Origin of the sequence: Microbacterium sp. NPDC056044, from assembly GCF_042267145.1 — a bacterium.
In the GTDB taxonomy this organism is placed as follows: Bacteria; Actinomycetota; Actinomycetes; order Actinomycetales; family Microbacteriaceae; genus Microbacterium.
This window is the reverse complement of sequence record NZ_JBHJWZ010000007.1, coordinates 124,977-150,580: the sequence shown is the minus strand read 5'-3', so window position 1 is coordinate 150,580 and position 25,604 is coordinate 124,977. Positions and strand designations below refer to the sequence as shown.

Here is a 25,604-nt window from a genome sequence, read left to right as displayed (position 1 = left end):
GGGCTGGTGTCCGAGTCGCCCGATGCCACCCGCGCGCCCCGGCGCCGGTTCGCGTGGCTGCGGGCGGCGAGCGATCGAGTGCCGACGAAGTGGTTCGCGGGCATCGCCACGGGCGCATTCCTGCTCGCGACGGCCGCGTTCGGGGGCCTGGCGACGGCCGCGCCGGCCGACCTGTCGACGCTCGACCCGGGAGAGCCGCACGTCACCGACCAGCGGTCGCTGACCGTGCAGCGCGCCGTGCTGATCGACGCGCTGCCCGAAGCCGGGGTGTCCGTCGAAGACGGCGAGCGGGTGCTCGCACTCGTCGTGGAGGTCGAGAACGGGTGGGATGAGCCGCTGTCCTCGACCGGCCCGAAAGGAGTCGCCGGTTCATTCCGGGTCGCCGGCGTCGGCGCGGCTGAGCCCGCTGCGGCCCGCATGGACGACACCACCTCCTCCCCCGTGCTGCAGCCCGGCGTGCCCGCCGAGCTCGTGTACGCGTGGGCGGTCGATGCCGACGCCTTCGCAGACGGCCAAGACGTGGAGGTGACGCTGTACGACCTCTCGCTCTACACCGGCTCGTTCGTGACGACCGGGCGATGGTGGGACGACCCGGTCGCCGACGCCACGGTGACGGTGAGCGTGAACGATGTGGGAGCCGGCGTCGATGAGGACGGCGGCGATGGCAGCTGACCGGCGCCTGCCGCGCTGGGCGGCCTGGGCTCTCGCGGCGGCATTCCTCGTGACGGCGTGGTTCGTCGCGCTCGCGACGCCCGGCGAAGAGCAGGCGCAGTCTCCTTTCGTGGTGACGGCGGCCATCGACGAGCCGGCGACCGGCCGGAACCTCGAAGCCACGGTCGTCGACATCCGCCGCGCCGCCGAGGTCCGCGCGCACGACGGCCGCTGGGCCGCCGAAGGGAACTGGGTGGTCGTCGACCTCGAGGTGGCGGCGGTGACGACGGAGCGTTTCGCCCGCCTCGGCCACGCGATGCTCGAGATCGACGGCGTGCGCTACAGCGCGAGCGACCGGCCGGCCTCCCTCGTGCGGGCACAACTGGCAGCCGGCATCCCGCAGACGGGAAGCCTGGCGTTCGAGCTCCCGGCGGATCTCGACTCCGGTCACGCGGTGCTCGAACTGGCCCTCCGCAGCGACACCCGCCTGGACTCGATGATCGTCCTGCCCTTCGACGTGGCCGACGCGGCGCGCGTGGCGCGGGCCGAACTCGGCGAGACCGGATGGGCGAACCCGTGACCGGCTGGTGGCGCAGCAACGCCCTGGGCCTGGGGGCGCTCATCGTGCTGGTCCCCGCGCTGGCCGTGACGATCTGGTGGAACGAGACCGCCCCCGGCGTCGCGAACAGCCCGACGCGGGCGATCGCCCTCGCTCCCGGTGCAGCGACCGAGTACGCCGGCGCGGTGGTCGGCCCCGTCGCCGCCGAGTTCGCCGACCTTCCCCTCGCGCTACAGGAGACCCGCGTGGTGACCGTCGCCGTCGAGGTCGATCCTGGCGCGGCGCCCTTCGCGTGCACCCAGCCCGTGCTGCGCGAGGTCGGCGGTCGCGAGCGGCAGTGGAACGCGGCGAGCGACCTCGGCCGGGAGTGGGACCCCGACCGGCAGACCCTCTGCGATCCGGAGGCCACCGCCCCCTTCACGCTGGAGCTCGACTACCTCGTCCCCGAGGACGCCTCCGGCCCGTTCGTGCTCGAGGTCGCCTCGCCCGACGCGTACCCCGAGTTCGTCAGCGCCGTCGTCGAGCCCTGATCCTGGGCGGAAGCCTCTGTTGCGTCCTCGATGCGGGGCGGGCTCAGGGTGCCGACCACCGCGTCGTACCCGCCTGCGACGAGCGCGATGCGGACGGGCTCGATGAGCAGCGGCGCGATGAGGAAGATCAGCTGGTCGTAGACGAACCAGAAGTCGTTCACGTCCTGCGGCCCGACCACGCGCGGGACCGCCCACTCGAGCACGCCCTGCAGCCACAGCAGCAGCGTGTACAGCAGCACGAACCCGGTGATCAGCACCGGCCCGGCCCGCCACATGAGCACGAGCGCCCGGCCGATCGGGGTGAAGCGCGACACGAGATCGCTCCAGATGTCTGCGAGCCGAGCCCGCAGCCGCTGCGGCAGCGAGCGGTAGCGGGAGCGGATGCGGCGGCCGACCTCGCCGCCGAGCGCCTCGGTCGGGACGGGCGCCGGCGCCACCGCGCGGCCGTAGACGACACCGGCGATCGTGAGCCACGCGACAGGGAGCAGGATGAGGCCGCCGGCCTCACCGAGCACCCACTCCACGGCCTCCCACAGCCACGCGAGCGGCACGAACGCCGACGAGATCGCCTCGCGGAGGTCGGCGAGCCACACCATCCCCTGCCGCGACGAGATCCACGAGCCGATCGCGCCCAGCACGATCGAGATGACGACAGCCGCGAAGTAGACCCACACGGCTTCGAGGTACGCGGCGAAGACCCCGAACCACTTCGGCAGCCGCTCGCGGTAGCGCGTGAGGAGCCAGCGCAGCGCATAGGCCACGACGACGATCGCCACCGTGATCGGGGTGAGCGTGAGCTCCCCGGCGAGCCCGTCGCCCCCGGCGTCCCCGCCCAGCACCGCCGCTGCCAGGTCGCGCCCGGAGCTCTCCTCGAGCACGCGGGCGGAGTACGCCGCGGCGTCTTCACGGAGGTAGCCCCACGCCGCGTAGAAGGCGAAGAACGGCAGGATGCCGGCCATCAGCGCGGAGAAGAACTCCCGGCGCCGCGAGGGCCGATCCTCGGGAAGCGGTGCGATCGCGCGCAGCCGGCGCATGCCGTCCCGCAGGACCAGCAGCATGCCGACAAGGGCGACCAGGCGCACGAGGATCGCGACGGGCAGCAGCAGCGAGCCGGCGACCGCGCTGTACGAGCCGACCCACCCCGCGAACTCGATGACGACGTAGCGCGCGAGGATGGCGCCGACGTACAGCGCGAGCAGCACCGGCCAGTGGCGCCACAGCAGGCGGCCGGCGGTGCGCAGCACCTCGAGCACGTCGGTCACGCACCCACGCTAGCGGGAGCCCCGGCATTCTCGAGCGACGGATGCTGCGTCCCCCGGCGCCGTGCGACGCCGCGGCCCGCGCGGCGGCGGGTCGCAGCATCCGTCTCCCGTTCAGGTGCGCTCGGTGTGCTCGTGGCGTTCCGGCGGCGACGGCGGGCGTGTCTCGGCGTCCGCCTGCCGCTCGCGCTCGGTGCCTTCGAGCACCGTGTCGCGGTCGTCGCCGGCGTCGCCGGTGTAGGCGGCGTCCGACCGCACCGTGGCGTCGCGGCGCCCGGTGTCGTCGACGTAGGGGTCGACGTCGTCGGCCTTGCGCATCGCCTCCGCGTGCTGCTGGCGCAGGTCCTGCGCCTCGGCGCGGTAGTCGTCGACGCGTCCGGCGCGGCGTTCGGCGTCCATCGCCGCTTCGGCCGCGCGTGCCTTGGCGTCTTCCGCCGCTGCGGAGGCGGCGGCGGCGTCGGCGCTCGCCCGCGCCGCCTCGGCCTCGTGCTGGCGGGCCTGCAGCTCGGTGGCGCGCGCCTCCTCGCGCATCTTCTCGGCGCGATCGTGCTGGTGCTCGCGGCGACGCTCGCGGCGCCCGCGCGCGGTGAGCAGCAGGGCGACGACGACGATCGCGAGCACGATGACGACGGCGACGATGATCCAGATCAGGGTGGTCGTATCCACGGCTCCTCCTTCTCCCTCCGGCGCCGGCGGTATCGGCCGGCGCCACCACTGCCAGGCAACCTCCGCGTCCGGCGGGCGGCAAACCCGTTGCGTGCGAACGCGGGGTGCGCTAGGTCCTTCGGCGGACTGGGGACTCTTAGGTTCCTCGGGGCCGCCCGCATAGGATGAGGGCTCTCGCCGACGCTGTTCCCCCCACCCGCCATGCTCCGCCCGTTAGGACCCGCGTTGACCGATCTTCCTGCCCTCGTCTACGACCCGGACCGTCCCCGCGATGACGCCGAGACCCTCCGGTTGCAGGAATGCTCGCAGGAGCAGATCCGCACGATCGGGCGCATCCAGGCGCACGGCGCCCTCTTCGGCATCGACGAGGCGACCGGCGTCGTGGTCGTCGCGAGCGAGAACGTCGAGCACTGGCTCGGCCGTGACCTGCGCGAGGCCGGCAGCGACACCCTCTCGTGGGCGCTCAGCGAGGGGCTGGCCGTCGATCCGGTGCGGGCGGAGTTCGAGGGCTCGGCCTACGACGTCATCGCGCATCGCGGCACGGTGCCGCTCATCGTCGAGCTCGAGCCGGTCGTCCCCGAGCTCGAGTACGTCCGCACCGGAGTCGTCGGTGCGATCCAGCGCCTGGCCGGCGTCACCGACCCCGACGAGCTGCGCCGGCAGGCCGCGCGAGAGATCAAGCTCATCACCGGCTACGACCGGGTCATGTGCTACGAGTTCCACGACGACGGCCACGGGCAGGTCGTGGCCGACGAGCGCGAGCCCGACATGGAGCCCTACTTCGGGCTGCACTTCCCCGCGTCCGACATCCCCGCGCAGGCCCGCGCGCTGTACATCGAGAAGCGGTCACGGGTGATCGCCGACACCGAGGACCCGGGGCTCGCCCTCCACACGCTCCTGCCGGAGGACGCCCCGGTCGACCTCGGGGGCACCGAGCTGCGCGCCGTCTCGCCGCACCACCTCCAGTTCATGCGCAACATGGGGCAGGCGTCGACGGTGTCGTTCGGCCTCGTCATCGAGGACCGCCTCGTCGGCATGTTCACGTGTGCGCACCGCACCCCGCGGCGCATTCCGGTGCTGCTGCGGCGTGCCCTCGAGGTCATGGCGACCCAGGTTGTCACGCAGCTCGCGGCCGCCGAGCAGATCCGGCGCCTCCGCCGTCAGCTCGAGGCGCGCGAGCGCCGGATCGCCATCATCGCACCGCTCTACGGGCGTGGCGACGTCGGCGCCGTGCTGATGAGCGGCGAGCGCACCGTGCTCGATGTGGTTCCGGCCGACGGCGCGCTGCTGCGGCTGGGCGATGCCGTCCACACCGTGGGCGTCGTGCCGCCGCCGGCCCGTCTGTTCGCCGTGATCGACGAACTCGGCCCGGGACGGCTGCTGTGGGAGGCGCTCCCGGTCGAGCGCCCCGAGCTCGCGGTCGAGGTACCGGGCGTCACGGGCCTCCTCGTCGTCCCGCTCGGCGCCGACGGCGACGCGCTCGTGTTCGTGCGCAGCGAGGTCTCGCGCACCGTCGACTGGCTCGGCGATCAGCGGCCGGAGAACCGCGACACGCCGCTGTCGCCGCGCCGGTCGTTCTCCGCGTGGCGCGAGAGTGTCACGGGGCGCAGCCTCCCCTGGGGCGAGCACGCGCAGGACGCGTTCGACCTCGGCGAGGAGATCCGCTCGGCCATGGTCGCCCGCACTCAGGCGGAGCTCGCCGAGCTCGCGCTGCGCGATGCCCTCACCGGCCTGCACAATCGCCGCTTCCTCGACGACCGGCTCGACGACCTGCTGCACGGGTCGGAGGCCGCCGTGGCGGTCGTGTTCCTCGACCTCGACGACTTCAAGCTCGTCAACGACACCCACGGGCACGAGATGGGCGACGCCGTCCTGGCGGCGATCGGCCGGCGGCTGAGCGGTGTGGCCCGCACCTCGGACATCGTCGTGCGGCTGGGCGGCGACGAGTTCGTGATCGTGTGCGTCAACGCGGGACCGGAGGAGGCCGCCGCGATCGCCTCGAGGGCGCTGGCCGCGATCACCGAGCCGATCACCGTTCGAGGCGTGGAGGTCGCCGTGGGCGCCTCGGCAGGCGTCGTGGCGGCTGAGCGTGGGATCAGCCCCAGGGGGCTGCTGGATGCCGCGGACGCGGCGATGTACCGCGCGAAGCGGGACGGCGGCGGCCGCGTCTCAGCGTGACGGGAGCTCGGGCTCGGGGAGGACCCGGAGGCCGGCGGACGAGTTCGCGGCGTCGATGAGCTCCTGCAGCCACAGCCGGTTGATCTCGGGCATCGGGCCGGAGTACTCGAACCGCAACGGGGTGACGGACGAGATCCAGACGGCCTGACGCAGCGACGTGTCCTCATCGACGTGCGCGAACGAGAGGTTCTCCCGGCGCCGCAGCTTCGCCATGATCACCAGCTCGAGGTGAGCGAGGGTGCGATCGTCGATCGTGAAGGACGCCGGGGGTGCGCCGTAGTGAAGTATGCCCACGGATCGATCCTACGGGCGGGTGAGCGGCAGGTACGCTGGGGCGATGGCGATCGTGAACCGGCTCACCGTCGATGGACGCGACTACTTCCTGCCCGACCCCGTGTCGGAGCTGAAGACCAATATCCTCGAGGCGATCAAGGCGGGGGGCGGGTACGTGAACATCCCGCCGCTGCGCGGCGGACCGGGCGTCGACATCCTGTTCTCGCCGGGCATGCCGGTCACGTGGTCGCAGTTCGAGGTCGGGGAAGCCCCCGCGCCGATCGAAGACCCTGTCGACGACCTCGCCGACTACGAGCTCTGACGGCAGCGCGTCCCGGTCGTCTCAGACCGCGGCGAGCAGCGTGTCCATCTCCTCGGCGGGCATCGGCAGACCCCACAGGTAGCCCTGACCGCGGTGGCAGCCCCGCTGACGCGCGCGCTCGAGGTCGGCGGTCGTCTCGATGCCCTCTGCCAGCACGCGCCAGCCGTGCGCGGCGCTGCTCTCCACGACCGCGGCGATCGCGTCGTCGGCTTCGGCGTCGGTGCGCTGCGCGAGCGACCGGTCGATCTTGACCTCGTCGATCGGCAGCGCCTCGAGCATCGCCACGGTGGTGTCGCCGCCGGCGTAGTCGTCGACCGAGATCGAGATCCCCACCGACTGCAGCGTCTGCATCGCCGTGATCATCTCGGGACGCAGCTGCGGGGTGGGCGCTTCGGTGATCTCGATGGTGAGACCGGTCGGGTCGATGCCGAGCCCGTCCAGCCGGGACACGACCGTATCGGCATACCGCCGCGAGAAGTGGGCGGGAGAGGCGTTCACCGCGAGGCCGAGCGGGTGTCCTGAGTCGCGCCACCGCGTCACGTGCCCGGCCGCGCGGCCGAAGACCTGCAGGTCGAGCTCGTCGAGGAAGTGCCCGTGCTCGGCGAGCGGGATGAACGTGTCGGGAGGGACGGTACCGAGGAGGGCATGGTCCCAGCGGCAGAGGGCCTCGACCGAGACGGGATCGGTCGGCACCGCGGCATCGGCGGATCCCTCGGGCGCGAGCAGGTACTGCGGCTGGAAGGCGATCCACAGCTCCTCGGTCGAGAGCGCGGCGCGCAAGTCGCGAGTCAGCTGGGCAGTACGGGGCATGCGACCAGCGTCCAGGACGTTCGCACCGAGGCGCAACACCCGACAAACGCCGAGAATCGGCGTATAGTACGCTCCCGGCGCCGGCGCCGGCATGCGACCGCGGTCGCAGATCAGCGCATCGCCTCGGCTCGTGGGCTGAGATCGCGGGATCCCGGGGATAAGGTGGGGGCGATGGGCACGCTCACCTACGACACCCGCGTCACGACGTCGATCGACGACCGGATCCTCGCGCACCTGCAGGCGGTCATCTGGGCCAAGCTGCGACGCGGCGAGTCCTTCCCGTTCACGTGGAGCGACCCGACCCGCGCCGGCCTCGGACGCACGTCGGTGTGGCTGAGCCCGAACGTCTCTCTGGCGTTCGAGTACTTCGGCGGCCGTCAGCCGCGCCTCAACCCGGCGTGGGTGGATGCCCTCGCCAAGGCGGCGAATTCTCCCGCGGGCCTCACGATCGTGCCGGAGCCCGACAACCCGGCGGCGCCGTAAATAGACGGCGCCACGCACCGCTGTCAAGACCCGCAGCCGGGTGACAGCGCGTCCTTAGCGTGGACGCATGACACAGCACACCGAGGACCGGGTCGGTGAGATCCACTGGTCGACCCCCGAGCGCGGCTCCTGGGCTGCCGACCGCTTCGGACGCCAGGTCGGCGCGGTGAAGCGGGATCGACAGGGCTACGTGGCGACGCGCGGCGGCCGCACCGTCGGCCGCTACCGCTCACTCGACGCCGCTCTGGACGCCGTCGATCACCACAGCTGGACCCACCTTCAGCCGAGCCGGTTCTGGACGCTGCTGCTCGCCACCACGAACGTGGGCATCATCGCGGCGATGTCGCTGATAGCGACTGCCATCTTCCTCCGCTGACCGTCAGCTCCAGACGCTGGGCGCTTCCGCGCGCGTGGGAGGGAGAGCGGATGCTGCGGCCCAGTCATGCACCCACGCATCCACCTCGGGAACGCCCTCGGGCCGGCCGATGGCGGCGAAGAGCTCCTCGTGCGGCAGCGTCCCGCCGGAGCGCTTCATCATGCGGGCGCGGATGATCGCGCGGGCGTACACCTCGCCGCCGACCACGGCACGGTGCTCGAGATAGACGGCCTTGTCGTCGTGCCCGATCATGCGGGACTCGACGTCGAACTTCTGCCACAGGTTCAGCGACTTGCGGAACGTCACCGTCTCGCTCGACACGACCGCGTACCAGCCGTACGTCTTCATGACGTCCCACAGGCCGGTGCGCACGAGCAGGTCCCACCGGCCGAGATCGAACAGCGAGAGATAGCGCCCGTTGTTCATGTGACGCAGCAGGTCGATGTCGGTGAGCAGCGTCGTGAGCCGGATGCGGCTGATCTCGTTCGGGCCGAGCCGTCCGCCGCGGCGCAGCCGCCGCCGCGCGCTCACCATCACGAGCAGGGTCCGCCACATCACGTTCACGAGGTGCGATCGTAGCGATCCTCGACGGGAGTGCCGATTCGGTTGTCGGATCCCGACAGCCGCCCGTGCGTCCGCTCAGCTCTCGAGCCCGCGAGCTTCGGAGATCCGCCGGGCCGCAGCATCCGTTCGTCAGCCCTCGTTCACCGGGCGTTCGCTCGATTTCGGGTCTCGCGCCGACGCGCGTAGAGTCTGGCCATGGAAGCCGAAACCCAGACCGACATCGTCGTCCGTCCGGTCCGCGACGTCGATGCTGAGGCCCTCGGTCGCGTCCACGCGACCGCCTGGCACGAGACGTACGACCACCTCATCAGCAAGGCCGCCCTCGAGGCCGTCTCGCCCAAGCGCCTCGCCGAACTCTGGACGCACTGGGCCGTCCAGGGTCCCGAGTTCAAGATGTTCGCCGCGCTCGTGAACGGCGAGATCGTCGGCTTCGCCGGCTCCGGGCCTGCCCGCGACAAGGACGCCCCGCGGTTCCGGGAGCTGTACTTCATCTACCTGCTCGACGCCCACCACGGCACCGGCATCGGCCAGAAGCTGTTCGACGCCGTCGTCGAGCCCGCCGAGGGCCTCTACCTGTGGGTCGCCGACGACAACCCCCGCGCGCACCGGTTCTACACGCGCAACGGCTTCGCGCTCGACGGCGCCACGCACACCGAGCCCTTCCTCGGCGAGACCCTCACCGAGGTGCGCTTCGTGCGCTGATCCACCGCTGTTCGAGGGGCGTGTCCGGTTCGCCGGGCACGCCCCTCAGCCTTTCGTGAGGCGGACGCCGACCCGTCGCGCATCCGCGAGACTGGACGCATGCCGCCTCGCACCGCGCTCACCGTCTGGCCCCTCGAGGGCATCCCCGAGATCGAGGCGGGCGCCGACCTCGTCGACGTCATCGCCCGCGCAGCGGCCGATGACCTCACGGACGGCGACATCCTCGTCGTGACCTCGAAGATCGTCTCGAAGGCCGAGGGCCGGTTCGTCGTCGCCGACGACCGCGAAGACGCCATCACGTCCGAGACCGTGCGGGTCGTGGCATCCCGCAGCACCCCGACCGGGGCGACGACGCGCATCGTCCAGAACCGCCTCGGCATGGTGTCTGCGGCCGCGGGCGTCGACGCCTCGAACACCCCGGAGGGGACCGTGCTGCTGCTGCCGGTCGACCCCGACGCGTCCGCCCGCGCGATCGCCGGGGGCCTGCGAGAGCGCCTCGGCGTCGAGGTCGGCGTCATCGTGTCGGACACGCTCGGGCGCGCCTGGCGCGAGGGCCAGACCGACCACGCGATCGGCGCCGGCGGCGTGCACGTCTTCGAGGACCTTCGCGGGGGAACGGATGCTGAGGGCCGCCCGCTCGTCGTCACCATGCCGTGCGTCGGCGACGAACTCGCCGCGGCGGCGGATCTCGTCAAGGGCAAGGCCGCCCGCCGCCCCGTCGCCGTGGTCCGCGGGCGCGCCGACCTCGTCGGAGCCCTGGACCTCCCCGGCGCCCGCTCCATCGTGCGCCCGCTCGAACGCGACATGTTCCGCCTCGGCGCCGACGAGGCCTATGCCGAGGGCTTCGCCGCGGGGCTCGCGCGGGGCCGCGACGCCGAGTCCGAGGCGTTCAGCTCCGGGCCCTGACTGCGGCTCGGGCAGCCGCAGGCGCCGCTGCCGGCGCGCGGCGCCGGGGCGCAGCATCCGTCGCTCCCCGACACGCGGAACCGGCCCGCCGTCGCGGGGAGCGACGACGGGCCGGTGGGATGCTGCGGCTCAGCGTCCGGACTTCAGCACAGCCTGGCCGGCCGAGACCTGCACGTCGACCGTGCTCGAGGCGCCGGGCGTCGAGCCGATGCTGTTGTCGAACTGGCCGGCCGAGACCTCGGAGCGGACATCGTAGTCGCCCTCGGGCACGGTGAGCCGGAGCGAACCGGCGCTCACGTCGAGCTCGATGGAGTCGGGCTGCGCGCCCGTCAGCGTCGCGTCGAGGGAGCCCGCACTCACGGTGAGGTCGGCCTCGCGCACGCCGTCGAGCTCGATCGTGCCGCGGCCGGCGCTCACGTCGGCGCTGAGCGACTCGGCCGAACCCGACACGTTGAACGCGCCGGCCGCGAGCGACAGGTCGAGTTCGCCGAACTCGCCGTCGGTCACGAACTCGCCGGCCGCGAGCGACACGTCGGCGTCGAGGCCCTGGAGGGAGCTCGGCAGCCGCAGCACGGCGTCCGCTCCCCCGTCGCCGAACCAGCCGCGCCAGCCGAACCAGCCGGAGCGATCGGGCGACGAGAGCTGCAGCATGTCGCCGTCGCGTTCGAGCCGCCACGCATCGGCGTCCCACGAGCTGGTCACTTCGAGCTCGGCCTCCTGCACGTCCGAGAACTCGACGCGCAGCGTTCCGGCGGCGGCGTCGATGTCGAGCTCCTCGACACCGGCGGCATCGACCGTGCGGGCCGACGTGTGCACCGATGCCGAGGCGATCGTGCCGACGGCGGCCGAGATCCCGGCGCCGAGGAGCACGATGCCGCCCAGCACGATCACGACGATCGCGACGGCGCGCGATCCGCCGGAGGAGGGCCGCGGCGGCTCGACGGGGTTGCCGGCGCCGCCCGGGCCGCCGGGAGCGCCGGGCACCACGGGAGGAGGGGTCAGGGTCGTGCTCATCGGTTCGTTCCTGTCTGCGGCCCGCGGCCGCTCGGTGTCGTGGGAGCCGGCGGCGTCGGGCCGCCGTGCTCGAGGTGGGCGATCGCGGCGAGCACGCGCCGGTTGCCCGATTCGTCGGGTTCGAGGTCCAGCTTCTGGAAGACGGCGGTGATGTGCTTCTCGACGCTGCCCTCGCTCACGTGCAGGGTCTTCGCGATCGCCTGGTTCGAGCGTCCTTCCGCGATGAGGGCGAGCACCGAGGCTTCGCGTTCGGTGAGGCGCAGCATCCGTTCGTCCCTCGTCCTGCGGCTGAGGAGCTGCGCGACCACTTCGGGGTCGAGCACCGTGGCACCGGCCGCGATGCGATCGATCGCCTCGAGGAAGTCGGTGACGTCGGCGACGCGGTCCTTGAGGAGATAGCCGAGGGCTCCGCCGCTGGACGAGATGAGGTCGGCGGCGTAGCGCTCCTCGACGTACTGCGACAGCACGAGCACCGCGAGCTGGGGCAGGCGGGCCCTGAGCGACAGCGCCGCGCGGATGCCCTCGTCGACCCACGTCGGCGGCAGGCGCACATCGAGGATGCACAGCTCGGGCGCCGTCTCGTCGACCGCGGCGTCGAGGCCGGTCGCGTCGGGAAGGGCCGCGACCACCTCGTGGCCGGAGTCTTCGAGCACCCGCACCAGGCCCGCGCGCAGCAGCGCCGAGTCCTCGCAGATCAGGATGCGCACGGGATGCTCACCTCCACACTGGTGGGTCCGCCGGCGGGGCTGTCGATGCGCGCCTCGCCGCCGGCCGCGAGCACGCGGTTGACGATGCCGTCGAGGCCGCCGCCGGGGATGACCCGCGCGCCGCCCACGCCGTTGTCTTCGACGCGGGCCCAGAGCGTGCCGGGCTCGCGCAGCCGCGCGACCACGCGCACCTCGGTCGCCCGGGAGTGCTTGGCGGCGTTGGTGAGGGCCTCGGCGATCACGAAGTACGCGGCGGCCTCGGTGTCGCGGCTGCAGCGGCCGTCGAGCCGCACGTCGGTGTGCACGGGCACGACCGAGCGGGCGATGAGCGCCGAGATGGCGGCGTCGAGGCCGCGATCGTCAAGGACGGACGTGTGGATGCCTCGGGCCAGCTGCCGCAGCTCGGTGATGGCCGCCTTGGTCGAGGTGTGCGCCTCGGTGATCAGTTCCTTCGCGGCCTCGGGGTCGGCGTCGATCTTCTGCTGCGCGAGCCCGAGGGTCATGCCCACGGACACGAGCCGCGGCTGCACGCCGTCGTGGAGGTCGCGCTCGATGCGCGTGCGCTCGACGTCGGCGGCGCGCACCGCGCCGGCGTGCTGCTGGCTCGACGTGCGGGCCGCAGCGGCGAGCTGGGCCTCACGCGAGGGGACCATGATCGCCCGCGCGATGATGCCGTGGAGCACGCCGAGCCCGACGATCGCCGCGGCGGAGAAGAGCGCGGCGAAGATGCCGACGGGAACCGCCCACGCGAGCGGCACCTCGATGCCGGTGCGTGCGAGGCGCACGGCGTTCGCGTCGGCGAACAGTGGCGCGAAGGCGAGCACGGCGCCCGACACCATGAGGCCGGCGAGGGTCACGACGACCCAGCCGAGAATCGTGGCGATCGCGAGGTTCGCGATGGCGCGCCACGTGCCCGGGTCGATCGCCTGCTGCCAGAGCGTCCGCAGGAAGCCGCCGAATCCGGGGCGGCCGCTCGAGCGCAGACGCAGACGCGGCAGGCCGAAGCGGTACAGGCCGTCGACCCGCTCGGTCTCGAGCCAGCCGAGCGCGTAGAGCACGTAGACGAGGCCGACGAGCACGACGAGGCCGATGCCGATCACGAACACGAGGCCGATGCCCACGCCGAGCAAGGTGAAGAGGAGGGAGAAGGCCGCGGCGCCGATGACGCCGAGGGCGGCCAGCTGCGCGATGGCGCCCGCCACCTGGGCGGGCCGCGTCACCGGGCGGACGGGAGGAGAGTCCGAGGAGGTCATGTCACTTACGGTAGGCGCGCGGTGCCGCGGCGCGCGCCCGTGCCACCCGCACACTTCTCTTCGGGTTATCCCCCACCCCGGCGCCGTCGTTCCCCGACCTCAGGCGGGTTCGGGGCGCATTTCCTCCGTTGGGGCGGAGATTCTCCGCCCCAACGGAGAGATCGCGCCCCAAACCCGGGGGAACCGGGGGAACCGGCGGGACGTCGGCGGCACCGGCTAGGGTTGCCGCGATGCCAGCCGCACGATCCCGCAAGAGCGCGGGCACCCAGTCACCCTCCTTCGACTTCGACGAGTCGGCGCTCGGCGCACTCGACCCGGGCGATGACGACATGCTCGACGCCGGCCGCCTCGACGGCGTCGCGTACGCGGGCATCGCCCGCGACACCTGGCAGCTCGAGTCGGGCGCCACCGTCGAGGCCTGCCGGTTCGACGGCCTCGACCTCGGCACGTGGGCGCTGCGCGGCGCCCACCTCGTCGAATCCGTCTTCGCCGGGGCGAACGTGCCCGCCGTGTCGGCGGCGCGCACCGGGTGGCGCGACGTCGAGATCCGCGACAGCAGGCTCGGCTCACTCGAGGCGTTCGACTCGGCGTGGCGAGGCGTCCGTTTCACCCGGTGCAAGCTCGGCTACGTGAACCTCCGCGGAGCCGAGCTGCTCGACGTCGCCTTCGTGGACTGCACCATCGACGAGATGGACCTGTTGGATGCTGCGGCCCGCCGCGTCGCGTTCGACGGCGCCCGCATCGGCACACTGAACGCCAGCGGCGCCCGGCTGACCGACGTCGATCTGCGCGGCGCGGACGTCGGCCAGGTCATCGGGATGGATGGCCTCCGCGGTGCGACCATCTCACCCGAGCAGCTGCAGCTGATGGCCCCCGCCCTCGCGGAGCTCGCCGGCCTCGTGGTCGAGTAACCGCTGCGCCGGGCGCCCTTCGGCGCCCGGCGGATGTCAGCGGCCCGAGACCTTGCCGAACAGGCGCGCGATCGGCGCGAGCACGAGCGGCCGGGCGGCGACCCAGGCGGCGGCGATGACGACGAGCGATGCGACGAAGAACCAGAACCCGGTCCAGTTGTCGGCATACGCGTTCGGATCGACGCTGCCCTGCGCGGCGTACATGTGGTTCAGGTTGCGCAATGCACCCGTCGCGAACACCAGGAACACGTGCACAGCGATGAACACCACGAAGTACAGCATCACCGGGAAGTGCACGGCTCGCGCCCACTCCACCGGGTACGCCTTGTTGAGCCCCGCCGCGTTCTTCGGCCAGATGCCCGACATGCGCACACCCGTGATCGCAGCCAGCGGCGCCGCGATGAAGACGGTGGTGAAGTAGGCGAGCTGCTGCAGGCCGTTGTAGTTGACCCAGCCGTTCTCGGTGGGCCAGTCCAGCGAGACGTACTGCAGCCCGGCCGAGAGGGCGTTCGGGAAGACCTCCCACGAGGTGGGGACGATCCGCATCCACTGCCCGGTCACGAACAGCAGCACGACGAAGATCACGCCGTTGACCAGCCACAGGATGTCGAGCGACTGGTGGAACCACAGGTTCAGGCTGATCTTGCGCCGGTTGTTGTTGCGAGGCGACCAGAACGCGGTGGGCCGCTTCTCGGTGCGCACCGTGAGTCCGGTGCGGATGATCAGCACCATCAGGAACACGTTGAAGAAGTGCTGCCACCCGAGCCACGCCGGGAAGCCCACGGGGGCGCCTTCGGGCAGGTGGTACTCGCCGGGGTAGGCGGCGAGGAAGTCCACACCCCACGTGGTGCTCAGGAGCCAGCGCACCGCGAACACGGCCATCGCGGCGGCGTACAGCAGTCCGGCCCCGCCGACGATGACGGCTCCGGCCCACTGGGTGCGGGTGAACGGGCCGATCCGCTTCGGCTCGGCCTTGGCAGCCGGGCGGGTGTTCGCGGTCGCGCCCGCCCACACGGTGCGGGTGAACGGCAACGGCCGGTCGAGCGGCACGCCGGTGGCGGTCGCCGGCACGGCAGGAGGAACGGATGCTGCCACCTCTGCCGCGGGCACCGCCGGCGCCTCCGCGATCGGTGCGGACGCAGCATCCACCACCGCGGCCCCGGCCGCGACGGTCGCAGCAGGCGCGAACCCGGCCGGCGGCCACGGCTCACCGCCCGCCACGCGGGGCAGGCCCCGGCGCAACGCCTTCGCGCCCGCAGCAGGTGTCACCTGCTGCACGGCCGCCGCGGCCGGTGCGGCCGCCTTCGCGGCGGGCTGCGTCGACTCCGCCGTCGAGCCGGGCTGCTGCTGTTCCGCAGTCACCTGCGGTGCGTGATCCGTCGCGGCACCCGCCAGAACCGACTGCGGAACCACATGCGGGTCCGCGGGGGCGACAACAGGCGCGACGTTCGCGGCCGGGGCGACACCCGCGGGCGGCCACGGCTCGCCGCCGGGCACACGCGGCAGACCCCGGCGCACCGGCCGCGTCGCGGCGGCGCCCATCGGTTCCGCAGTCACCTTCGGCGCGTCATCGACCTGCGCACCCGCCACAGCCGACTGCGGAACAGCGTCGACGTCGGCCACCACGGCCTCAGGGGGCGCGACACCCGCGGGCGCAGCAACCACTCCCGCGGAATGCGCCGCCTCGGCGACCGGCGCCGCTGCGGACGCAGCACCGCCCGCGACCGGCGCCTGCGCGAGGGCCGCACCGCCGACGGCCACCGTGGCGACCAGGGCCTCTGCCGGCGCGGAGCCGTTGCCGTTGACCGCGGGCGCCTCACCCGCCGGGGGCCAGGGCTCGCCGCCGGGCACGCGCGGCAGCCCGCGCCGCACCGAGGAACCGAACGTCGCCATGCGGGTTACGCCTTCTTCGCCTCGAGCGCGGCGATCAGCTGCGGCACCACCGTGAACAGGTCGCCGACGACGCCGAAGTCCGCGATCTCGAAGATCGGGGCATCGCCGTCCTTGTTGATCGCGACGATCGTCTTGGCGGTCTGCATACCGGCCTTGTGCTGGATCGCACCCGAGATGCCGAGCGCCACGTACAGCTGCGGCGACACCGACACACCGGTCTGCCCGACCTGGTACGAGTACGGCACGTACCCTGCGTCGACGGCGGCGCGCGACGCGCCGATCGCGGCGCCGAGCGCGTCGGCCAGCTGCTCGACGAGCGCGAACTTCTCGCCCGACCCGAGCCCGCGGCCGCCCGACACGACCTTCGCCGCACCACGCAGCTCCGGGCGCGTCGACGACACGACGGCCTCGTCGACCGAGGTCACGGTCGCGGCACGACGGCCCGAGGCTCGAACCTCGAGCGGCTCCGCCTCGACCCCGGCGACCGCGTCGGCGCGAGCGTCGATCGAGCCCTGACGGATGGTGATGACCGGCGCGCCCCACGTGACGGCCGAGTCGACGTTGTACGCGCCGCCGTAGACGGAGTGGTGCGCGACCACGCCCTCCGCGTCGCGCGAGACGCCGATCGCGTCCACGGCGACGGCCGAACGCGTGCGGGCGGCGTACCGGCCGGCGACCTCGCGGCCCTCCACCGAGTTCGCGACGAGGATGGCGTCGGGGCGCACCAGGTCGGCGGCCTCCGTCAGCGCATCCACGCGCGGAACCGTCAGCCCCTCACCGGCCGGCGCGACCAGCACCGACGCGGCGCCGAGGGCCGCAGCATCCGCCGCCAGCGCGGCGTCGCCGACGATGAGCGCGACCGGCGTGCCCACCGAGGCCGCGGCGCCCAGCAGTTCGGCCGCCGTCTTGGCGAGCGCGCCCGAGGGCGTCGTGTCGAGGAGGACCAGGATCGAGTCTTCTGCAAACGTCATCGGAGCACCCTCACGCGAGCCGGTTCTGGATGAGGAAGTCCGCGAGCTTCTGCCCCGCGTCTCCCTCGTCGACGATCTTGACGCCGGCTTCGCGCGGCGGCTTCTCGCTGAGCGAGATCACGATCGACCGCGACGCGGCGGGGTCGTGCGGGTCGATCTCGAGCTCGGCGAGCGACAGGGTCTCGAACGGCTTCTTCTTCGCCGCCATGATGCCCTTGAAGTTGGGGAAGCGCGCGTCGGGCAGCGCCTCAGTGATCGAGATCACCGCCGGGAGCGCCGCCGTCACCTGCAGCGTCGCACCGTCGGACGCCCGCGTGCCGAGCACCTCGCCCTCGCGGATCTCGACCGCGCTCAGGTACGTCGCCGCCGGCACGTCGAGGATCTCGGCCACCATGGCGGGGATGAGGCCGCCGGTCCCGTCGGTCGAGAGGTTGCCGCCGATGACCAGGTCGAACCCGGTGCGCTGCAGCGCGGCGGCGAGCACCTCCGCGGTCAGCCCCAGGTCGGCGCCGAGCAGCCCCTCGTCGACGACCTGCACGGCCGACGCGGCGCCCATCGCGAGGCCCTTGCGCACCGTCGCCGACGCCGACTCGGGCGTCATCGACAACACGACGACCTCAGTGCCCGGCGTCTTGTCGGCGTACGAGAGCGCCACCTCGAGCGAACGCTCACCGATCTCGTCGAGCACCGTCTCGCTCGCGCCGCGATCGGCGAGGCCGGTCTCCAGCGACAGCTTGCGGTCCCCATAGGTATCCGGGACTTCCTTGACCAGGACGACGATCTTCATTCGATCTCCTCACGCTGCGCACGAGTCTATGGCTCGCAGCGCAATGTACCCAATCCCGCGAAATGAACCGGCGATGACCGACCCCTGACGGGCCGTGTGTATACATAAACGCCGATTCGGAGCATCCATCGTCCGTCCATCCCGGTCTCGACCGGTACGGTGGAGCGAGGAGGTCGTCATGGCAGCACCCAAGCGTCTTCCGGTCGACCCGATCGCCGAGGCCAAGCGCCAGTGGATCGCCCATGGTTGGGAATCGGCCGCCGGCGGCATGACCGCCGTGACGTCGATCATCCGGGCGCAGCAGCTCCTGTTCGCGCGCATCGACACCGCCCTACGTCCGTTCGGCCTCTCGTTCGCCCGGTACGAGATGCTGCGCCTGCTCGGCTTCACCCGAGAGGGACGGATGCCGATGGCCAGTGCCATCGCCCGCCTGCAGGTGCACCCGACGAGCGTCACGAACACCGTCGACCGCCTCGCCCGCGACGGCCTGGTCTCGCGGGAGCCGCACCCCGGCGACGGACGCGCGGCGATGCTCGTGCTCACGGCCTCGGGGCGCGAGCTCGTGGAGCGGGCCACCACGGCGCTCAACACCGAGGTCTTCGAGGATCCGGGGCTCACCGACGCCGACACGACCGAGCTCGTGCGCATCATCGCGCGCTTCCGCAAGGACGCCGGCGACTTCACCGAGCCGCGCCCGGTACCCGACCCTCTCTGATCCAGGTCACCGCCCCGTGAACTCGGGGGCGCGCTTCTCGCGGAAGGCGGCCATGCCCTCCTTCTGGTCGGCGGTGTCGAACAGGGCCGCGAACACGTGCTTCTCGAGGCGCAGGCCTTCGGTGAGCGAGGTCTCGAGCGCGGCGTCCAGCACGGCCTTCGCGGCGTACAGCGACGGCAGGCTCTTCGACGCGATGGTCTCGGCGGTCTGCTGCGCCTCGGCGAGCAGGTCGGCGGCGGGAACGACGCGCGAGACGAGTCCGGCACGCTCGGCTTCCGCAGCATCCATCATCCGTCCCGTGAGGATGAGCTCGGCGGCCTTGTAGTAGCCCACCGCGCGGATGAGGCGCTGCGAGCCGCCTATGCCGGGGATGACGCCGAGGTTGATCTCGGGCTGCCCGAACTTCGCGGAGTCGGCGGCGAGGATGATGTCGCACATCATCGCGAGCTCGCACCCGCCGCCCAGGGCGTAGCCCGAGACGGCCGCGATCACCGGCGTGCGCACGGCGGCGAAGTCGGCCCAGCCGCCGAAGTGGTCGCCCATCAGCATCTCGAGCCCGTTCTTGGACTCCATCTCCTTGATGTCGGCGCCGGCCGCGAACGCGCGCTCCGAGCCGGTCACGACGATCGCGCCGATCCCGTCGTCGGCATCGAAGATGGATGCTGCGGCCACCACGTCGCGGCACACCTGCGAGTTCAGCGCGTTCAGCGCCTCGGGACGGTTGAGGGTGATCCACCCGACCCGCCCGCGCGTCTCGACGAGGATCGTCTCGTAGTCGGTCATGTGTTCGTCGATCCTCCAGGTCAGTCCGAGAACTCGCGGATGGAGTTGATGATGCCGGAGAAGTCCTGGCCGGCGCCGGGGCCGTCGGCGTAGTGGGCGTAGATCTCGCGCGCGAGCATGCCCATGCGGGCGTCGACTCCGGTGAGCTGCACGGCCTGCTCGGCGAGGCCGAGGTCCTTGTTCATGAGCGCCCCGGCGAAGCCGGGCTGGTAGTCGCGGTTCGCCGGACTCGTCGGCACCGGCCCCGGCACGGGGCAGTTCGTCGTGAGCGCCCAGCACTGGCCCGACGCGTTCGAGGCCACGTCGAAGAGGGCCTGGTGCGACAGCCCCAGCCGCTCCCCCAGCACGAACGCCTCGGCGACGGCGATCTGCGACACCGCGAGGATCATGTTGTTGCACACCTTCGCGGCCTGACCGAGACCGGCGCCGCCGCAGTGCACGACGCGCCGGCCCATCGCCTCGAGGAGCGGCCGTGCCGCCTCGAAGTCGTCGTCCGCGCCACCCACCATGAACGCGAGCGTGGCGTTCTCGGCTCCGACCACCCCGCCCGAGACGGGGGCGTCGAGCGCGCGGTGCCCGGCCGCCTCGGCGAGCGCGTGCGCGGCGCGCGCCTCGTCCACGGCGATCGTCGAGCAGTCGATGAACAGTGCTCCGGATGCTGCGACTCCGAGGAGGCCCGCTTCCCCGCCGGAACCCCGATAGGCCTCGAGCACCTGCGCGCCGGTCTGGAACATCGTGATGACGACGTCAGCGGCGGTGGCAGCATCCATTCCGGAATCCGCCACGGCGAGCCCCGCCTCACGCGCCGCGTCGACCGCGGCCGGGAAGACGTCGAAGCCGATGACCTCGTGGCCGCTGCCGGCGAGATTCCGCGCCATGGGCAGGCCCATGTGGCCGAGTCCCAGGAATGCGATCTTCATGTCGGACCTCCTCGTCCTGGCCTCAGCGCGCGAGCAGCTGGCGGCCGATGATCACCCGCATGATCTCATTGGTGCCCTCGAGGATCTGATGCACACGCAGATCGCGCACCACCTTCTCGATGCCGTAGTCGTGGAGGTAGCCGTAGCCGCCGTGCAGCTGCAGCGCCTGGTTCGCCACGGTGAAGCCCGCGTCCGTCGCGAAGCGCTTGGCCATCGCGCACTGCATCGACGCGTCGGGCGCCTTCGCGTCGAGGGCCGCGGCGGCGTCGCGCACGAGGGCGCGCGCCGCGCGCAGCTCGGTGGCCATGTCGGCGAGCGCGAACACGACGGCCTGCTTCTCGGCGAGGGGCTCGCCGAAGGTGAAGCGCTCGTGCACGTAGGTGACGGCGCGGTCGAGGGCCCACTGCGCGCCGCCGAGCGAGCACGCGGCGATGTTGATGCGACCCCCGTCGAGCGCCGCCATCGCGATCTTGAACCCGTCGCCGTCGCCGCCCAGGACGTTGGCCGCGGGAACCCGCACCTCGTCGAGGATCACCTGACGGGTCGGCTGCGCGTTCCACCCCATCTTGTGCTCGAGCTGGCCGAACGACAGTCCGGGGGTGTCGGCCGGTACCAGGAAAGCGGTGATGCCGCGCGCGCCGGCGTCGGCATCGGTGCGTGCCATGACGACATAGACGGATGCCTCGCCCCCGCCCGAGATGAACTGCTTGACCCCGGTCAGCACATACTCGTCGCCCGACCTGATCGCGCTCGTCGCGATCGCCGCGGCGTCGGAGCCGGCACCGGGCTCGGTCAGGCAGTAGCTGCCGAAGCCCTGCATCGACGTCAGGAGCGGAAGCCACTCGTGCCGCTGCGCGCCGCTGCCGTAGGTGTCGATCATCCACGCCACCATGTTGTGGATCGAGATGTACGCGGCAATGGCGGGGTCGCCCTTCGCCAGCTCCTCGAAGATCGCGGCCGCGTCGGAGCGCGAGAGCCCCGACCCGCCGACGTCCTCGCGGACGTAGATGCCGCCGAGACCGAGCTCGCCGCCGAGTTGCAGCGTCTCGCGGGGGAAGTGCGACGTCGCGTCCCACTCCAGCGCGTGCGGCGCGAGTTCGGACTGCGCGAAGTCGCGCACGGCTTCGATGATGGCTGCGCGCTCGTCTTCGCTGGTGGCGACGGGAGCGAGCACGGGGACAGGGGTGGCGTCCATTCGTCTCTCCGGTGAGTCAGGGTGACGGCTTCGTCACGACTTCCAGAATACTAGGACATCCATGTAGTTGCTCGGAAACCCGTGCACCCGAGTCGTCTCGTGCCGTTCACCCTGGGGTCACCTTCGCTAGAGAGGCTCGAACCGATTCGGTCTGGCCGCTGGGTTCCATGCCGTGTCGCACCCGCCACCCCCTTCACCGAGGACACGCATGCCTTCGCAACTCTTCCGCCGCGCCGTCGCGTTCACCGCGACGGCCGCGGCAGTCTGCGCACTCGCGCTGACCAGCAGCACAGCGGCATCCGCCGCGATCGTCGACCCCTCCTTCAGCGACTCCGCCCCGAACGCGGCACTCGCGCTGACCCCGCTCGGCACCCACGAGGCCGGCGTCTACGGCAAGTCCGCCGCCGAGATCGTGCAGGCCTACCGCGACCGCCTGTTCGTGGTCAATGCAGAGGCCGGCACGGTGGTCGTGCTCGACAACACCGACCCGACGAAGCCGACCGCGCTGTTCTCGATCACCTCGGACGGCGTCGCGAACTCGCTCGCCGTCCGCGACGACGGCCTCGGCGTGGTCGCCTTCGAGGCGCCCGACAAGACGTCGACGGGCCACCTCGTGTTCTTCGACGCGAACGCGGAGCGCGAGGAAGCGGCGACGCTCGGCTCGGTGGACGTCGGCGCCCTGCCCGACATGGTCACCGTGTCGAAGGACGGCAAGTACGCGGTCGTCGCGAACGAGGGCGAGCCCGCCGATGACTTCTCGGTCGACCCCGAGGGATCGATCAGCGTCGTGACGCTGCCGGCAGGCGTGGCCGCGCCCGCCCAGAGCGCGGTCAAGACCGCGGGCTTCGGCGCGTTCGAGGCGGGCGGCACTAAGACGCTCGACCCGAAGGTGCGGGTCTTCGGCCCCGACGTCGCCGCTCCCGACCAGGGCGACAAGCCGCTCGAGGCGAACCGCGTGAGCCGCAACCTCGAGCCCGAGTACGTCACGGTCGACGGCACCACCGCCTACGTGGCGCTGCAGGAGGCCAACTCGATCGCGGTCGTCGACCTCACCAAGCCCGAGGTCACCTCGATCCTGCCGCTCGGCTACAAGGACTACGGAATCGAAGGCAACGGACTCGACGCGAGCGACCGCGACCCGCAGGGTTCGCCCACCGTCAACATCGCGACGTACCCCGGCCTCAAGGGCCTGTACATGCCCGACGGCATCCAGTCGTTCCAGGCGACGATCGACGGCAAGACCGCGACGTACCTCGTCACCGCGAACGAGGGCGACGCCCGCGAGTGGGGCGTGGAAGACACCGATTCGTACTTCATCGACGAGGCCCGCGTGAAGGATTTCGGCAAGGGCGACCTCGCCGGCATCTGCACGACCGGCCCCCTCTCGCAGATCTCGGACATCCAGAAGGACGAGGTGCTCGGCCGCCTCAAGGTCGTCACCGACCTCGGCAAGGCGGATGGCGCCGACTGCTACAGCGAGCTCTACGCCTACGGCGGCCGCTCGTTCTCGATCTGGGACACGAAGGGCAATCTGGTCTTCGACTCGGGCGACGACTTCGAGCAGATCACCGCGAAGATCCCCGGCCTGGTCTTCAACGCCAGCAACGACAACAACAACAGCAACGACCGCAGCGACGACAAGGGCCCCGAGCCCGAGAACGTCACGATCGGCGTCGTCGGCGGCAAGACCTATGCCTTCGTCGGCCTCGAGCGCGTCGGCGGCGTGATGGTCTACGACATCACCGACCCGACGGCGGCCGAGTACGTCACCTACGTCAACAACCGTGACTTCACGAAGGACGTCACGACGCCCGAGGCCGGCGACCTCGGCCCCGAGGGCATCCAGTTCATCTCGGCGCTGCGCTCGTCGACCGGCACCCCGCAGCTCGTCGTGGGCAGCGAGGTCTCCGGCACCACCACGGTGTGGGACGTCGAGCAGCTGAACACCGCGCAGCCCGATGTGCGCGTGCTGACGATCAACGACTTCCACGGCCGCCTCGTGCAGGAGACCGGCGGCGTCGCGGGCGCGGCGGTGCTCGCCGGCGCCGTCGACAAGTACCGTCAGCAGAACCCGAACACGCTGTTCGTCTCGGCGGGCGACAACATCGGCGCCTCGGCGTTCGAGTCGTTCATCGACGACGACGACCCGACGATCGACGCACTCGTCGCGGCCGGTCTCGACGCGAGCGCAGTGGGCAACCACGAGTTCGACCAGGGTTTCGACGACCTCGTCAACGATGTCATCCCGAGCTTCGAGGGTGACCAGAACGCGGACGCGATGAGCGACTTCGCGCTCGGGGCGAACGTGTTCACCAAGGGCACCGACGAGCACGCGCTGAAGCCGTACACGATCCTCGAGAAGAACGGCGCGAAGATCGCGTTCGTCGGTGTCGTCACGACGCAGACGGCCGGCATGGTCAGCCCTGACGGCATCGCCGGCATCGAGTTCCGCGACCTGGTCGACTCGGCCAACGACGCGGCAGCGGATGCTGTGGCTGAAGGCGCCGACGTCGTCATCCTGCTCGCCCACGAGGGTGCCGCAAGCTCGGCGATCGAGGCCAGCCAGGCCGACGACGCGTTCGGCGACCTGGTCGATAACGCCTCCGACGACATCGACGCCATCGTGTCGGCGCACACGCACCAGCGGTACGCGCACGTCATCGGCGGCCGCCCCGTCATCCAGGCGCACCAGTACGGCACCGCGCTCGGCACGCTCGACATCGAGCTGACCGAGGCCGGCGCGCTCGAGTCCATCACCGGCGGCACCGTGTCGCTGTACGACCCGATCGTGGGCCAGCACGTCGCGTACCCGCAGACCGAGACGAAGGCCGTCGTCGACCAGGCAGTGACGGTCGCGAACGAGAAGGGCCAGGTGCAGGTCGGCTCCATCACCGCCGACATCCTGCGGGGCAAGACCTCGACCGGCAGCGAGGACCGCGGCGTGCACTCGACGCTCGGCAACACCGTCGCCGACGTCTACCTGTGGGCGACGAGCGCGAACCCGGGCTACGGCGGCGAGGACGCGCAGATCGCGTTCATGAACCCCGGCGGACTCCGCAACGATCTGCTGTTCGGCGACGACAACGGCGCGATGTCGTACCGCGAGGTCGCGAACGTGCAGCCGTTCGGCAACACCCTGGTCACGCTCGACCTCACGGGCGCGCAGATCAAGGAGATCCTCGAGCAGCAGTGGCAGCCCGACGGCGCGTCGCGCCCGAAGCTCGCCCTGGGCGTCTCGAAGGGCTTCACGTTCGAGTACGACCCGGCCGCAGCCCGCGGTGCGCACGTCGTGTCGATGCAGTACCAGGGTGAGGAGGTCGACCCGGCCGACACGTTCCGCGTCGTGACGAACTCGTTCCTGTCGGCCGGTGGAGACAACTTCTTCTCCTTCGCCGACGGCACGAACGTGCTCGATTCCGGCCAGATCGACCTGCAGGCGACGGTGGACTTCTTCGCCGCAGCCGGCGGCCCGGTCGCCCCGTCGCCCGCGAACCGCGCGTACCTGCTCGGCGAGCAGCCCCCGGTCGAGGGCACGGACCCCGGCACGGATCCGGGCACCGACCCCGGAACGGACCCGGGCACCGACCCCGGCACCGACCCCGGCACCGACCCCGGAACGGACCCGGGCACCGACCCCGGCACCGACCCCGGCACCGACCCCGGCACCACGACCCCGCCGACTCCCGTGAACCCCGGCGGCAACCCGCCGGCAGCGGGCGAGCAGCGCGGTGGCGACTGGGCGAAGGTCGACGTGGGCTCCGGCCGTGTCGAGCAGGGCGGCACGCTGCGCGTCGCACTCTCGGGCCTGAAGCCGGGTCAGGCGGTCGCCGCGACCCTGTTCAGCGACCCGGTCGTCGTCACGGGCATCCCCGCCGCCGACGCGCAGGGCGATGTGAGCTTCACGGTCGCGATCCCGTCGGACCTCGCGCTCGGCGACCACCGTCTGGTGATCACATCGGCGGGTCTCGACCCGATCGAGGTGGGCGTCACGGTCGTGGCTCCGGGTGCCCTGGCCGCCACCGGCTCCGAGTTCCCCTGGGGAATCGCGGTCGGCGGCGCAGCGCTGCTGATGGTGGCCGGTGCGGCGCTCTTCGTGATCCGCAAGCGCCGCGAGACCACCGCGGACTGACGGACACCACCGCACGAAGAGGCGGCCCTCACCTTCGGGTGGGGGCC

General features: G+C 71.8%; 26 protein-coding genes. 12 read left to right on the top strand and 14 right to left on the bottom strand.

What is annotated here, in order from left to right; translation table 11 throughout:
- The first annotated feature begins 6 nt into the window (after positions 1-6).
- The 3 genes from ACFC1I_RS19815 to ACFC1I_RS19805 are packed head-to-tail and all read left to right on the top strand — an operon-like array spanning position 7 to position 1,740.
- On the top strand, positions 7-672 hold the full coding sequence (locus ACFC1I_RS19815; RefSeq protein ID WP_376013484.1) for a hypothetical protein: 666 nt from the start codon (positions 7-9) through the stop codon (positions 670-672).
- Entirely contained in the window at positions 662-1,231 is a 570-nt protein-coding gene (locus ACFC1I_RS19810; protein WP_376013482.1) for a hypothetical protein, read from the top strand. Before ACFC1I_RS19815 ends, ACFC1I_RS19810 begins: the two co-directional genes overlap by 11 nt.
- Positions 1,216-1,740 (top strand): hypothetical protein, encoded by a 525-nt coding sequence (locus ACFC1I_RS19805; RefSeq protein WP_376013479.1) that lies wholly within the window; start codon positions 1,216-1,218, stop codon positions 1,738-1,740. Before ACFC1I_RS19810 ends, ACFC1I_RS19805 begins: the two co-directional genes overlap by 16 nt.
- On the opposite strand, the gene ACFC1I_RS19800 is transcribed toward ACFC1I_RS19805, so the two are convergent.
- A complete protein-coding gene (locus ACFC1I_RS19800) occupies positions 1,644-3,002 on the bottom strand; it encodes a hypothetical protein (RefSeq protein ID WP_376013477.1) in 1,359 nt (452 codons plus the stop codon). The two genes, ACFC1I_RS19805 and ACFC1I_RS19800, sit on opposite strands and share 97 nt — an antisense overlap.
- A 111-nt stretch (positions 3,003-3,113) precedes the next feature.
- Positions 3,114-3,665: a hypothetical protein gene (locus ACFC1I_RS19795; protein WP_376013474.1), complete on the bottom strand. Its 552-nt coding sequence runs from the start codon at positions 3,663-3,665 to the stop codon at positions 3,114-3,116.
- Positions 3,666-3,890: 225 nt separating this feature from the next.
- Between ACFC1I_RS19795 and ACFC1I_RS19790 the strand changes: the two genes are divergently transcribed.
- The gene (locus tag ACFC1I_RS19790; protein WP_376013471.1) at positions 3,891-5,843 is read left to right on the top strand and encodes a diguanylate cyclase domain-containing protein; all 1,953 of its coding nucleotides are present in this window, start codon (positions 3,891-3,893) and stop codon (positions 5,841-5,843) included.
- Here ACFC1I_RS19790 and ACFC1I_RS19785 read toward each other — a convergent pair.
- Complete coding sequence (locus ACFC1I_RS19785; protein WP_376013468.1) at positions 5,835-6,137, bottom strand: hypothetical protein; 303 nt, start codon at positions 6,135-6,137, stop codon at positions 5,835-5,837. The two genes, ACFC1I_RS19790 and ACFC1I_RS19785, sit on opposite strands and share 9 nt — an antisense overlap.
- Before the next feature lie 43 nt (positions 6,138-6,180).
- Here ACFC1I_RS19785 and ACFC1I_RS19780 point away from each other — a divergent pair, with 43 nt between their 5' ends.
- Positions 6,181-6,438, top strand: a complete 258-nt coding sequence (locus ACFC1I_RS19780) for a hypothetical protein (RefSeq protein WP_376013465.1) — start codon at positions 6,181-6,183, stop codon at positions 6,436-6,438.
- 21 nt (positions 6,439-6,459) lie between these two features.
- Here the strand turns inward: ACFC1I_RS19780 and ACFC1I_RS19775 are convergent, their stop codons facing one another.
- Positions 6,460-7,248, bottom strand: a complete 789-nt coding sequence (locus ACFC1I_RS19775) for an EAL domain-containing protein (protein ID WP_376013462.1) — start codon at positions 7,246-7,248, stop codon at positions 6,460-6,462.
- Between the two features lie 171 nt (positions 7,249-7,419).
- On the opposite strand from ACFC1I_RS19775, the gene ACFC1I_RS19770 reads away from it, so the two are divergent.
- Together ACFC1I_RS19770 and ACFC1I_RS19765 are read left to right on the top strand one after the other, a co-directional pair.
- Positions 7,420-7,731, top strand: a complete 312-nt coding sequence (locus tag ACFC1I_RS19770; protein ID WP_056371885.1) for a hypothetical protein — start codon at positions 7,420-7,422, stop codon at positions 7,729-7,731.
- A 67-nt stretch (positions 7,732-7,798) separates the two neighbouring features.
- Entirely contained in the window at positions 7,799-8,107 is a 309-nt protein-coding gene (locus ACFC1I_RS19765; RefSeq protein ID WP_376013459.1) for a hypothetical protein, read from the top strand.
- Positions 8,108-8,110: 3 nt separating this feature from the next.
- Here the strand turns inward: ACFC1I_RS19765 and ACFC1I_RS19760 are convergent, their stop codons facing one another.
- Positions 8,111-8,671 carry an acyl-CoA thioesterase gene (locus ACFC1I_RS19760; RefSeq protein WP_376013456.1) on the bottom strand — a complete coding sequence of 187 codons (561 nt, stop codon included), beginning with the start codon at positions 8,669-8,671 and terminating at the stop codon, positions 8,111-8,113.
- Positions 8,672-8,866: 195 nt separating this feature from the next.
- On the opposite strand from ACFC1I_RS19760, the gene ACFC1I_RS19755 reads away from it, so the two are divergent.
- Both ACFC1I_RS19755 and cofE read left to right on the top strand, forming a co-directional pair.
- Complete coding sequence (locus ACFC1I_RS19755) at positions 8,867-9,373, top strand: GNAT family N-acetyltransferase (RefSeq protein WP_045299709.1); 507 nt, start codon at positions 8,867-8,869, stop codon at positions 9,371-9,373.
- A 99-nt stretch (positions 9,374-9,472) separates the two neighbouring features.
- The gene (cofE, locus tag ACFC1I_RS19750) at positions 9,473-10,279 is read left to right on the top strand and encodes a coenzyme F420-0:L-glutamate ligase (protein WP_376013452.1); all 807 of its coding nucleotides are present in this window, start codon (positions 9,473-9,475) and stop codon (positions 10,277-10,279) included.
- A 129-nt stretch (positions 10,280-10,408) separates the two neighbouring features.
- On the opposite strand, the gene ACFC1I_RS19745 is transcribed toward cofE, so the two are convergent.
- From ACFC1I_RS19745 to ACFC1I_RS19735, 3 genes are read right to left on the bottom strand one after another with little or no spacing between them, the layout of a single operon-like run.
- A complete protein-coding gene (locus ACFC1I_RS19745) occupies positions 10,409-11,293 on the bottom strand; it encodes a DUF4097 family beta strand repeat-containing protein (protein WP_376013449.1) in 885 nt (294 codons plus the stop codon).
- Entirely contained in the window at positions 11,290-12,000 is a 711-nt protein-coding gene (locus ACFC1I_RS19740; RefSeq protein ID WP_376013447.1) for a LuxR C-terminal-related transcriptional regulator, read from the bottom strand. The genes ACFC1I_RS19745 and ACFC1I_RS19740 overlap by 4 nt, the downstream gene beginning before the upstream one ends.
- Positions 11,988-13,253 (bottom strand): histidine kinase, encoded by a 1,266-nt coding sequence (locus tag ACFC1I_RS19735; protein ID WP_376013444.1) that lies wholly within the window; start codon positions 13,251-13,253, stop codon positions 11,988-11,990. Before ACFC1I_RS19735 ends, ACFC1I_RS19740 begins: the two co-directional genes overlap by 13 nt.
- A gap of 230 nt (positions 13,254-13,483) precedes the next feature.
- Between ACFC1I_RS19735 and ACFC1I_RS19730 the strand changes: the two genes are divergently transcribed.
- Positions 13,484-14,164, top strand: coding sequence for a pentapeptide repeat-containing protein (locus tag ACFC1I_RS19730; protein ID WP_376013442.1), 681 nt, complete (start codon positions 13,484-13,486; stop codon positions 14,162-14,164).
- 36 nt (positions 14,165-14,200) lie between these two features.
- Here the strand turns inward: ACFC1I_RS19730 and ACFC1I_RS19725 are convergent, their stop codons facing one another.
- The 3 genes from ACFC1I_RS19725 to ACFC1I_RS19715 are packed head-to-tail and all read right to left on the bottom strand — an operon-like array spanning position 14,201 to position 17,815.
- The gene (locus tag ACFC1I_RS19725; protein ID WP_376013439.1) at positions 14,201-16,057 is read right to left on the bottom strand and encodes a cytochrome b/b6 domain-containing protein; all 1,857 of its coding nucleotides are present in this window, start codon (positions 16,055-16,057) and stop codon (positions 14,201-14,203) included.
- A gap of 5 nt (positions 16,058-16,062) precedes the next feature.
- Positions 16,063-17,028 (bottom strand): electron transfer flavoprotein subunit alpha/FixB family protein, encoded by a 966-nt coding sequence (locus ACFC1I_RS19720; RefSeq protein ID WP_376013436.1) that lies wholly within the window; start codon positions 17,026-17,028, stop codon positions 16,063-16,065.
- A gap of 10 nt (positions 17,029-17,038) precedes the next feature.
- On the bottom strand, positions 17,039-17,815 hold the full coding sequence (locus ACFC1I_RS19715; protein WP_376013433.1) for an electron transfer flavoprotein subunit beta/FixA family protein: 777 nt from the start codon (positions 17,813-17,815) through the stop codon (positions 17,039-17,041).
- 178 nt (positions 17,816-17,993) lie between these two features.
- Here ACFC1I_RS19715 and ACFC1I_RS19710 point away from each other — a divergent pair, with 178 nt between their 5' ends.
- On the top strand, positions 17,994-18,530 hold the full coding sequence (locus ACFC1I_RS19710; RefSeq protein ID WP_376013430.1) for a MarR family winged helix-turn-helix transcriptional regulator: 537 nt from the start codon (positions 17,994-17,996) through the stop codon (positions 18,528-18,530).
- Positions 18,531-18,536: 6 nt separating this feature from the next.
- Here ACFC1I_RS19710 and ACFC1I_RS19705 read toward each other — a convergent pair whose 3' ends face one another.
- From ACFC1I_RS19705 to ACFC1I_RS19695, 3 genes are read right to left on the bottom strand one after another with little or no spacing between them, the layout of a single operon-like run.
- Positions 18,537-19,313 carry an enoyl-CoA hydratase-related protein gene (locus tag ACFC1I_RS19705; RefSeq protein ID WP_376013427.1) on the bottom strand — a complete coding sequence of 259 codons (777 nt, stop codon included), beginning with the start codon at positions 19,311-19,313 and terminating at the stop codon, positions 18,537-18,539.
- A gap of 20 nt (positions 19,314-19,333) precedes the next feature.
- Positions 19,334-20,233, bottom strand: a complete 900-nt coding sequence (mmsB, locus tag ACFC1I_RS19700; RefSeq protein ID WP_376013424.1) for a 3-hydroxyisobutyrate dehydrogenase — start codon at positions 20,231-20,233, stop codon at positions 19,334-19,336.
- Between the two features lie 22 nt (positions 20,234-20,255).
- Positions 20,256-21,428, bottom strand: a complete 1,173-nt coding sequence (locus ACFC1I_RS19695; RefSeq protein ID WP_376013421.1) for an acyl-CoA dehydrogenase family protein — start codon at positions 21,426-21,428, stop codon at positions 20,256-20,258.
- A gap of 208 nt (positions 21,429-21,636) precedes the next feature.
- On the opposite strand from ACFC1I_RS19695, the gene ACFC1I_RS19690 reads away from it, so the two are divergent.
- Positions 21,637-25,557 carry a choice-of-anchor I family protein gene (locus tag ACFC1I_RS19690; RefSeq protein ID WP_376013419.1) on the top strand — a complete coding sequence of 1,307 codons (3,921 nt, stop codon included), beginning with the start codon at positions 21,637-21,639 and terminating at the stop codon, positions 25,555-25,557.
- The last annotated feature ends 47 nt before the right edge of the window (positions 25,558-25,604 follow it).

Coding starts and splice junctions, on each gene's coding strand:
- ACFC1I_RS19775 (WP_376013462.1), bottom strand. CDS start 7,248: ATGCCCCGTACTGCCCAGCTGACTCGCGACTTGCGCGCCGCGCTCTCG.
- ACFC1I_RS19715 (WP_376013433.1), bottom strand. CDS start 17,815: ATGAAGATCGTCGTCCTGGTCAAGGAAGTCCCGGATACCTATGGGGAC.
- ACFC1I_RS19720 (WP_376013436.1), bottom strand. CDS start 17,028: ATGACGTTTGCAGAAGACTCGATCCTGGTCCTCCTCGACACGACGCCC.
- ACFC1I_RS19705 (WP_376013427.1), bottom strand. CDS start 19,313: ATGACCGACTACGAGACGATCCTCGTCGAGACGCGCGGGCGGGTCGGG.
- ACFC1I_RS19780 (WP_376013465.1), top strand. CDS start 6,181: ATGGCGATCGTGAACCGGCTCACCGTCGATGGACGCGACTACTTCCTG.
- ACFC1I_RS19695 (WP_376013421.1), bottom strand. CDS start 21,428: ATGGACGCCACCCCTGTCCCCGTGCTCGCTCCCGTCGCCACCAGCGAA.
- ACFC1I_RS19755 (WP_045299709.1), top strand. CDS start 8,867: ATGGAAGCCGAAACCCAGACCGACATCGTCGTCCGTCCGGTCCGCGAC.
- ACFC1I_RS19725 (WP_376013439.1), bottom strand. CDS start 16,057: ATGGCGACGTTCGGTTCCTCGGTGCGGCGCGGGCTGCCGCGCGTGCCC.
- ACFC1I_RS19770 (WP_056371885.1), top strand. CDS start 7,420: ATGGGCACGCTCACCTACGACACCCGCGTCACGACGTCGATCGACGAC.
- ACFC1I_RS19690 (WP_376013419.1), top strand. CDS start 21,637: ATGCCTTCGCAACTCTTCCGCCGCGCCGTCGCGTTCACCGCGACGGCC.
- cofE (WP_376013452.1), top strand. CDS start 9,473: ATGCCGCCTCGCACCGCGCTCACCGTCTGGCCCCTCGAGGGCATCCCC.
- ACFC1I_RS19730 (WP_376013442.1), top strand. CDS start 13,484: ATGCCAGCCGCACGATCCCGCAAGAGCGCGGGCACCCAGTCACCCTCC.
- ACFC1I_RS19735 (WP_376013444.1), bottom strand. CDS start 13,253: ATGACCTCCTCGGACTCTCCTCCCGTCCGCCCGGTGACGCGGCCCGCC.
- ACFC1I_RS19765 (WP_376013459.1), top strand. CDS start 7,799: ATGACACAGCACACCGAGGACCGGGTCGGTGAGATCCACTGGTCGACC.
- ACFC1I_RS19710 (WP_376013430.1), top strand. CDS start 17,994: ATGGCAGCACCCAAGCGTCTTCCGGTCGACCCGATCGCCGAGGCCAAG.
- ACFC1I_RS19745 (WP_376013449.1), bottom strand. CDS start 11,293: ATGAGCACGACCCTGACCCCTCCTCCCGTGGTGCCCGGCGCTCCCGGC.
- mmsB (WP_376013424.1), bottom strand. CDS start 20,233: ATGAAGATCGCATTCCTGGGACTCGGCCACATGGGCCTGCCCATGGCG.
- ACFC1I_RS19805 (WP_376013479.1), top strand. CDS start 1,216: ATGGGCGAACCCGTGACCGGCTGGTGGCGCAGCAACGCCCTGGGCCTG.
- ACFC1I_RS19810 (WP_376013482.1), top strand. CDS start 662: ATGGCAGCTGACCGGCGCCTGCCGCGCTGGGCGGCCTGGGCTCTCGCG.